Source organism: Bradyrhizobium sp. GCM10028915 (assembly GCF_042666195.1).
Classification (GTDB): domain Bacteria; phylum Pseudomonadota; class Alphaproteobacteria; order Rhizobiales; family Xanthobacteraceae; genus Bradyrhizobium; species Bradyrhizobium canariense_D.
Genome location: NZ_JBHTFN010000046.1, coordinates 20,411 through 28,429 on the forward strand (window position 1 = coordinate 20,411; position 8,019 = coordinate 28,429).

Sequence of the window (8,019 nt, forward strand, 5' to 3'; positions counted from 1 at the left end):
CCGGCGATGATGCGCTCGATCGTCTCGAACCCTATTGCAGTTCTCGACATCGGCAAGACCAATCTCAAACTGGTCGTGGCGAGCGACGACGGCTGGCCGCTCGAAACACACGGGCTTCCAAATGTGCCTATGATTCAGGGCTCGTACCTCGCCTATGACCTTGCCGGGTTAGAAGAGTGGTTTCTCGATACCCTTGCCGACTTGTCTCAACGCCATGCCATTGGCGCCGTGATCGTGGCTGCGCATGGATGCGGCGCGGTTCTCGTCGACGGTGATACGCCAGTGCTGCCGATGATGGACTATGATGCCGTCTCTCCGCCCGCAATCGATGAAGCATATGCCCGGATCGCGCCTGGTTACGATGAGGTGTTTTGCGGAATCGGAGGGGCGATGCGGCTCGGAAAACAGCTGCTTTGGCAGGAAAGCGCGTATCCCGTCGAATTCGCTCGCGCAAAATCCTATCTGACCACCGCGCAGTTTTTCGCCCTGCGGCTTGGTGGACGTGCGGCCAGCGAAATCTCGCAGCTCGCGGCTCAGAGCCATATCTGGGACCTCATCCACCGTCAGCCTTCTTCTCTTATGCGTAAGCGCGGTTGGAGCCATCTGTTGCCCGAATGCGTACCCGCCGGTGAGGTGCTAGGGACGGTTTCGGAATCTGTAACCAGGCGCACTGGCCTGGCGCAATCGACCGAGATCCTCTGCGGCGTGCATGATTCCAACGCCAACCTGTTTCGCTACAAGGCCGCCGGCATGGCCGATGCCTCGATCCTATCGACCGGTACTTGGATGATCGGCTTTCAGCGCGGCCTCCCCCTGGACAAACTCGATTGCGCGCGCGCGATGGTTCTCAATATCGATGTCGATGGGGAGAATGCACCTTCGACGTTGATCGCGGCCGGCCGCGAATACGACCTCATCCGCGGGGAACATTTTGCTTCTGATGCAGCCGTCCTTGCCGCATTGCCCACCCTGCTGTCGAGAGGAACCCTGGCGCTCCCCTCATTCGTCGGCGATGATGGATTGTTTCCGGGCGCTGCTCGCCGCGGACGAGTCATCGGGCCGCCCCCCGAAACGCCTGCCGAATGGCAGGCATTGGCGGTGCTCTACGCAGCGTTCAGCGCAAACCGCTGCCTTGATGCGCTCGAGAGCTCAAAACGCATAGTCATCGATGGTGGCTTTGCCGCAAACCTGCCCTTCGCCCGTTGTCTTGCGACTTTGCGATCCTCGCAGAGTGTCTGGGTGAGTCGATCTCCCGACGGAACGGCGCTTGGTGCTGCGCTGCTGTGGCGGCGATTCTCGCGTACGCTGCCGGTTTCAAGCGTGATCCTTGAAGCCGTCACATCACTCAGCAACGATAGGTTCGAACCGCGCGACCTTTCCACCGCTTACCAGTCCTGGATCGCTTTCTCGGAGCCCGCTTCATGACAGACCGTAATCATGCCGATCTCCGCCAAGGCATTGTCGATACCTGCAGGGAGATGAATCGAAACGGTCTCAATCAGGGCACATCCGGCAATCTTTCGCACCGGATTCCAAACGGCATGCTAATCACGCCTACCAGTCTGCCCTATGATCGGATGCAGCCAGAGGACATTGTCGCGATGGATTTTGCCGCGAACTACCAGGGCAACCATCGGCCTTCATCCGAATGGCGCTTTCATCGCGACATTCTGCGAGCACGCGAAGACGTCAACGTCGTGCTGCATACGCATTCCACCTTCAGCACGATTCTCGCCGTTCACGAACGTGATATTCCCTGCTTCCACTATATGGTCGCAGTTGCGGGTGGCAACGATGTCCGGTGTACGCCATATGCTTGTTTCGGCACGCAGGCACTATCGGACTACGCCCTCAAGGCCCTCGAAGATCGCGACGCTTGCCTCCTTGGCCATCATGGCTTGATCGTGACGGCCCAGACCTTTGAAAAGGCGCTTTGGCTCGCCTTGGAGGTGGAGACGCTGGCGAAGATGTATGTCCATGCGTTGGCTATCGGCGAGCCGCCGCGCCTCAGCGACGCTGAAATGGCGCAGGTACATGAGCAGATGAAACGCATGGGATACGGCCAGGCGCCTGACCTTGACGATGTCGGCGATGTTCCGCGCGCCTTACTGGACTCGAAACGGACAGCACATTGATGGTGGATTTCACGGACAGCTGCCACCGAGTTCGGTCAGCACCGGCCCACGCGAATGTTGCAACAGTCGCAAAGGTGTCAACGGACGTTGGCTAGGGTGCTTTCAAGCTGAGAGTGGCGGAAGAGTGAGGCCGCCCACCACCGATTCTACACGCAAGCAAGAGCAACGGGCTTTGGACTCAAAGCACAGCAGGCCACCTGGATCTCCGGAGAGAGCAATGGCGATGAGCGAAAGAGGTTACCGTAAATCATAAACCAGCGTCTACGTTTGAAGAAACGTTAGCAGCTTTGAGCAGCTTTCGCGAGAACTGTAGTCGCACGACTCCACCGTCCTCAAGAAATATGAGGCAGCGACGACCGCGCATCGACATATTCGGCAGAGTTTCCGGCGCCCCTGCCGACCGCAACCTGATCGACCTTTATGCCGACGCCGGCCTGGAGTTCATCAGCGACAAAACGTCCCGATGACAAGCTTGGGATCGCGTTTGGTTATGCGCATATCTCGAAACGCGCCCAGCAGCTCGACAGCGGTAAGGCTGAACGAGATCACTTTTTCTGGCGCTAGTTTTCTTGCTGGTCTACTTCAAGGCCATGAACTCGCTGCTCGACCTGTCACGCTTGGTCCAGGTCGTCGCGCCGCCCATCCTGGTCTTGGTCTGCGACCGCTTCTTCACCGCGCCTTTGCGTTCGTTGTCGCCGACCGGTTTGTCGGCAGCCACGGAGTCATCCTCCTATGTTGGTGTGGTGATTGATCACTGGAATGATGGTAACTTGCCGGCTGGCCTCGTCCTCAATGGCGATGCGGCGCGGGTCGTGCACGCGGGGGGCAGATGCAATCTCGCTGGCGGTGGTCCTGGCTTTGGCCAGGGCATCTTCATCGTCACGGCAGTCCAATCCCGATGGATCCTTCAATGCCGTCCCGTCCGGCCGCCAACCCAGCACGCTTCAGCTTGACGAGCTGCTGAAACCTCTGCTGGCGGCGTGGAATGAGCAGCGCTCCACGCTGCGTAGTCCGAAATAACCGACCCGCAAACGGATCCGCTGTCTTAAGCGTGACGAACGCTCGGGCCTTCGTTTTCTATTGCGCGCAATGAAGGCTCACTAGCTCGCGTTAGCAACGGGTCACAAGCCGCCGACGTGGCCCCTGGCTGCAAACTTCCGGTCTGCCCTTGTGAGCCGACATGCAGCGACACCGCGTAAGGAAGCGATGGGCCAAAAGCTGGCCTCGCGCCAATTGCTCAATTTCTCCGAATTGGTCGAATGAATCTTTAGCGAGGCGAGGCTAATTGTGAGAATGGTAGTTAACCCTGGAACGAACGATCAGATGGCTCAGGTGGCAGTTCGCGCGCAGTGACGTCTTCGTCGTCCTCTTTGCCGTTGTTCTGATATGTGTCTGTGCTGTCTTTCTTGTTCGATATCCATCCGTTCATCAGGCATCTGGCTTCGGCCCAGATTGGGATTGCAAGAGCGTCCCCAACAGTGAGCCAGTTTGCATCAAGAAAACTAGCCAGTAGCTTGACGACTGCTGTGGGTCACCGCAATCACCCCGAAGCAACTCATGGCTAAAGGGAGGACATTCCTGGCGATGTCGAGCACAACGTTTATCCCGTGCTGTGGCATGGAGTGGGTCCCCAGCACGTGTTCGTAAAGACGAACGCTCGAAGCTTTTGCAATGGGTCAAAATGCGAAGAACTCAAGTTGAACAACCTGGTCTGCTGTGGCGCGATGAGCGGACCTCCTCCGAACGAGGCGCAACTTGATGGGCCACAAGGGGGTGCAGTCCACTCCCCTCAGGTGCGCGGACCCGGCGCTCCAGGTCATCAGTAGGCAGGGTGGCAATGTTGAGCAGCCTGTGTCGGAGATTTAGTTCGCACTCAGCGACGAGTGCGCGATGTTCCGTGGCTAACTGACGACTTTGAGCGATGGTTTCGTTGGCTCGCTCGAGCCGGCGGCGTGTCTCGGCGCTGAATTCTTCGGCCATTTGCGCTCCTAACATGCAGGCGGGAGCGCGGAATTGTCTCTCAGCCACCGGCGCCTACGGTTAGACCCTCGGCCGGCGATGCGTATCAACGTGCGGAGCCGCCTCACATTGCTGGCGGTTCCCTGGCTCTCGTCCAAGGCGCGGTAAGCCAGCGCTTGGAGAGGTTTTAGGAGGAAGCCCACCATGCGTCGGGGAATGGCACCAGCAAAGTCCGATCGACTTGGTTGTCGTTGTCAGGGGAGCTGATAGCGCCTGCATTCCAGCTTGGTGGTGCGCGGCGACGGAGGCGGACAGACAGGGCGCCTGGTTCACGAGTTCGAAGGCGGCGCGAAGCAGGATGTGTCAAGCGTAATGGAGGCACACTGCGGGCGCTTCGCTCTGCTTCTTCGACTAGACCTCGAATATATTCCAATTCTGAGAGCTGAGAGGTGAGTTCGCTAAGTCGTTGGGCATAAAGGATTGCACGAGAGCTTCGCATGAATGTTCTCCCCTGCGCAAAAAAACTATCGGGAAAAACCAGCAAATCAATTTAACTATGTTAACGGGCTCGGTCACGAAAGTGCGCCCATAAGTTGCTCCAAGGCTATTCGAGGCTTCGCTACTCCCTCAGGGCAGCGCGATGCGCTGGAGTCCGCTTTGGGGCCACTTAGCGGACCTGCACCGCAGCAACTTTCAGCTTCGCGTGTCCACACGGAAAACAATGCAGCACGACGGGATGGGACCGAACGCTGTCTGGGACCGACCATAACCCGATAACCTCGTCGCGCCCTGAAGTAGGCACGAGGCTGAATGTATGTCGAGCGTGCGGGCGGTCTTGAGCGACGGCTCAGGCCAACAAACCGTCTTGATGTGGCGCGAAGATAAAATCCTGAGGTCCGAGTGCTTGCTGGCTATGCACCACCACGTCGTTGCCTGGACTGAACGTGACCGTGCTCTCGTGCGTGACAGGATCGAACGGTGAGAAGCTCAGATCGCTGAAGTTCTCGATACCTAGCGCAGAGACGTCGATGTGATCGGCGCCCTGATTCGAGAGTCCCTGTCCGAAGTCTTCGACTTTATCGTGCCCGTTATCGAAATCGAACACGAACGTGTCGTTCCCTCCTTGGGCAAAGCCGAGCATCATCTGGGCATCGCCCCAGATGTCATCGTTTCCCGTGCCGCTAACCAGCCTGTCGTTGCCGCCGCGCGCGTAGTCGGACATGGATTGGGCATCGCCGACGAGAATGGTCTCGTAGCTGCCCACGGCATGCGGATTCGGATCATTGCCGCCGATCAGGGTGTCATTGCCGCCATGCGCGCGGCCCGACATAGTCGACGCATCGCCATATGCTTGATTGATGAGCTGGGAAAATACGTTGCCACCGAAATAGGTGTCGTCGCCGCCAACGGCCTGATCGCCCATATTGCCGCCGGCATCGCCGTAGAAGAGATTTTGGTTTTGCGTGCCCGAGGCCTGGAATGTGTCATTGCCGCCCTGGGCACGACCAGACATGTCGCCCGCGGCTTCGCCATAGAACGTACTTCCTCCTAAGCCGGTCTTGTTGAACGTGTCGTCCCCTCCGTGGGCAGAGCCGGACATGTTCCCGCCAGCATCGCCGGAAAAGACATTTCGGTCAGCGAGTGTTGCGTCGCTAGAGTCGTCGAACGTGTCGTTTCCCCCGGCGGCGGAAGCGGACATATTTGCACCGGCATCGCCGAAGACAAAATTGAACGGATTAATCCCGCTCACAGCGAAACTATCATTGCCGCCGGCCGCATGACCGGCCATGTCGCCGCCGGCGTCACCATAGAGATAGTTGTTGTACTCGGATCCGCTCGCAGTGAAGCTGTCATTGCCGCCCCGGGTATGCCCGAGCAAGCCTCCGCCAGCGTCGCCATAGAACACAAAACTGCCATCCGGTCCGATGTGACCAACGAATGTGTCATTACCGCCGACCGCGCAATTGATCAGGTTTCCACCCGCATCTCCATACACGATAATTGTTTGATGTCCGCCAGCAGTGACGCCGAAGTTGTCGTCACCACCCTGGGACTGACCAGACAATGTTTCGCCAGCGTCGCCATAGGCATTCACCCTCACTCCGGGCGTAAAGGCCAGGGGCAATTCGACATTGAACATGTCATTGCCCGCAATGGCCCAGTCCGAAATGTTGCCTCCAGCATCACCGTACATATCCAGGCTGAAGGTCTCGCCGGGAATGATAGCGGGCGCCGATACTTGAGCGGACAACGTGTCGCTGCCGCCCCGGGCATGATCAGAAATGTTTCCGCCCGCATCACCATATAGGCTTCCAGAGCCGGACGTCAGCAACGTGTCGTTGCCGCCGATCGCGCGGCCGAGCAAGTCCACGCCAGCATCTCCGAACAGTGTGTTTGTCGGATCGGAACCAACCAGTGTTTGCGCTGCGCCATGCTGTCGGCCCGTGAGTGATCCACTTGTGTCGCCAAAGAGAACAGCCATGTGAACCTCCCTCGTGGTCCGCAGGTTGCCGCGGAGATGCGTCCAAATGACTTACAACGTTTCGTTGTTATGATTAAATCACATTTTTAAACGAATTAAATCATATATTTGAAATCGACAGCTATCGTCACGAGAGAAGGTTCTAGCCCGGATTGATCGAATTCGGGGCCAAATGCAGTAACGTGCCTAGTCCGCAACGTCTCTAAAACGGGGGGCGTCTCTCAACGTGAGCAGCCCATTCGGCATTCCGGACTTTTTCACGCGGGTTTTGACGTTGGAAGGTCGATGGCGTCCAGCTCGGATCATCGGGCGCAAAGAGGTGCAGATTGCCTCGCGTTCCGAGAGAGTCCTCCGAAACCCGAGCGCCGCAAAGGCTCACCCGATCAAATCTCCCGGTGTACTGCGGGATGATCCGGTTCTTGACCTCTTCACCCGGTGCTTTTGCCGCCCTTCCACGTATGGCCGATCGCGTGCTTAGAAGGCCCGAGCGCCTTGAACATACTTCTGGAGGAGATCGGCCCTTTAATTGCGGTTTGTTGTCAAGTTACCATTCTTCCTCTCTCCAGTGACACGCCCGTAGCGATTGCTCCGTCGGAGCTGGTCAGGTTGCGGAGACGGAGCGATCGCGAATGGCGAGACGATTGCCTAGCGGGATTGGCAATCGACATCGTTGGCGGCTTCAGCGAGTTGGGTTGATGTCGTAGATGGGGTCATGGTCCTTTCCGAGGTCGCGAGCGCCTCATGATGATGTCCGGATCGGGCGCCTCAACGTCTGCAGCGGAGTGCGGGCGAACCGCCACCAGCCGATTGACCGAGGTCACCACGACCACCGTCCCAGCGGGACATCGCCAGTCCGGCGGACCGGACCAGGAACTTGCGAGCAAATATTAGATTGGCTTCGGCTGGACCCAGTCGAACGATGTGCCATCGACCCAGATGCAGTGGAGAATCACGGCGATCTTTCGGGCAATTGCGACCTTTGCCTTCTTCATGCCGATCCGGTTGGCGAGCTTCATGCCTCAGGCCTTTAGAGAAGACCACTTTTTGGTTCGAGAAAGAAGGACAGTGGCGGCCTCGAACAAGTAAGTTCGGAGAAGCCGGTCGCCCCGTCGAGATATCTTTCCGTTGGTGTCGGTTTCGCCGGATTGGCTACGTCGCGGCGTAAGGCCGAGGTAAGCGCCGACTGTCGACGCCGATCGGAAGCGCGAGGGATCATCGATCGTGTGGCGGAACGTTAGGGCCGTGACGACGCCGACACCCGGGACCGTCATCAGTCGCCGCGTCCTCTCGTCCAGCTTAGCCAACTGGCGGACCTCGTTGTCGAACTTTTCCTGTTCTCGACAGATGTTCTCATGGATCGAGAGCAGCGGCGATATCACGTTGAGGAGTAAATGATCAGCGCCTAAGAGTTCGCTGACCTGGTTGCGGAACTGTTGGCCGATC

At 58.2% G+C, this 8,019-nt stretch carries 7 protein-coding genes; 2 read left to right on the top strand and 5 right to left on the bottom strand.

The window, feature by feature from the left end; all coding sequences use genetic code 11:
- Positions 1–6 precede the first annotated feature (6 nt).
- The gene (locus tag ACFQX9_RS27655) at positions 7–1,425 is read left to right on the top strand and encodes a carbohydrate kinase (protein ID WP_377791126.1); all 1,419 of its coding nucleotides are present in this window, start codon (positions 7–9) and stop codon (positions 1,423–1,425) included.
- Entirely contained in the window at positions 1,422–2,135 is a 714-nt protein-coding gene (locus tag ACFQX9_RS27660; protein WP_026233824.1) for a class II aldolase/adducin family protein, read from the top strand. The genes ACFQX9_RS27655 and ACFQX9_RS27660 overlap by 4 nt, the downstream gene beginning before the upstream one ends.
- 577 nt (positions 2,136–2,712) lie before the next feature.
- Here the strand turns inward: ACFQX9_RS27660 and ACFQX9_RS27665 are convergent.
- The 5 genes from ACFQX9_RS27665 to ACFQX9_RS27685 form a co-directional block, all read right to left on the bottom strand.
- Complete coding sequence (locus ACFQX9_RS27665; protein ID WP_377791127.1) at positions 2,713–2,853, bottom strand: hypothetical protein; 141 nt, start codon at positions 2,851–2,853, stop codon at positions 2,713–2,715.
- Positions 2,854–2,857: 4 nt separating this feature from the next.
- The gene (locus ACFQX9_RS27670) at positions 2,858–3,076 is read right to left on the bottom strand and encodes a DUF6894 family protein (protein WP_377791128.1); all 219 of its coding nucleotides are present in this window, start codon (positions 3,074–3,076) and stop codon (positions 2,858–2,860) included.
- A 1,865-nt stretch (positions 3,077–4,941) separates the two neighbouring features.
- Complete coding sequence (locus tag ACFQX9_RS27675) at positions 4,942–6,576, bottom strand: calcium-binding protein (RefSeq protein WP_143272974.1); 1,635 nt, start codon at positions 6,574–6,576, stop codon at positions 4,942–4,944.
- Between the two features lie 887 nt (positions 6,577–7,463).
- Complete coding sequence (locus ACFQX9_RS27680) at positions 7,464–7,592, bottom strand: hypothetical protein (RefSeq protein ID WP_256466961.1); 129 nt, start codon at positions 7,590–7,592, stop codon at positions 7,464–7,466.
- 3 nt (positions 7,593–7,595) lie between these two features.
- A partial coding sequence (locus ACFQX9_RS27685; protein ID WP_377791130.1) for a transposase occupies positions 7,596–8,019 on the bottom strand: 424 nt, incomplete at its 5' end.

What these genes read in the sequence shown, in the direction of transcription:
- ACFQX9_RS27655 (WP_377791126.1), top strand. Translation starts at nt 7, where the DNA reads ATGATGCGCTCGATCGTCTCGAACCCTATTGCAGTTCTCGACATCGGC.
- ACFQX9_RS27660 (WP_026233824.1), top strand. Translation starts at nt 1,422, where the DNA reads ATGACAGACCGTAATCATGCCGATCTCCGCCAAGGCATTGTCGATACC.
- ACFQX9_RS27675 (WP_143272974.1), bottom strand. Translation starts at nt 6,576, where the DNA reads ATGGCTGTTCTCTTTGGCGACACAAGTGGATCACTCACGGGCCGACAG.
- ACFQX9_RS27680 (WP_256466961.1), bottom strand. Translation starts at nt 7,592, where the DNA reads ATGAAGCTCGCCAACCGGATCGGCATGAAGAAGGCAAAGGTCGCAATT.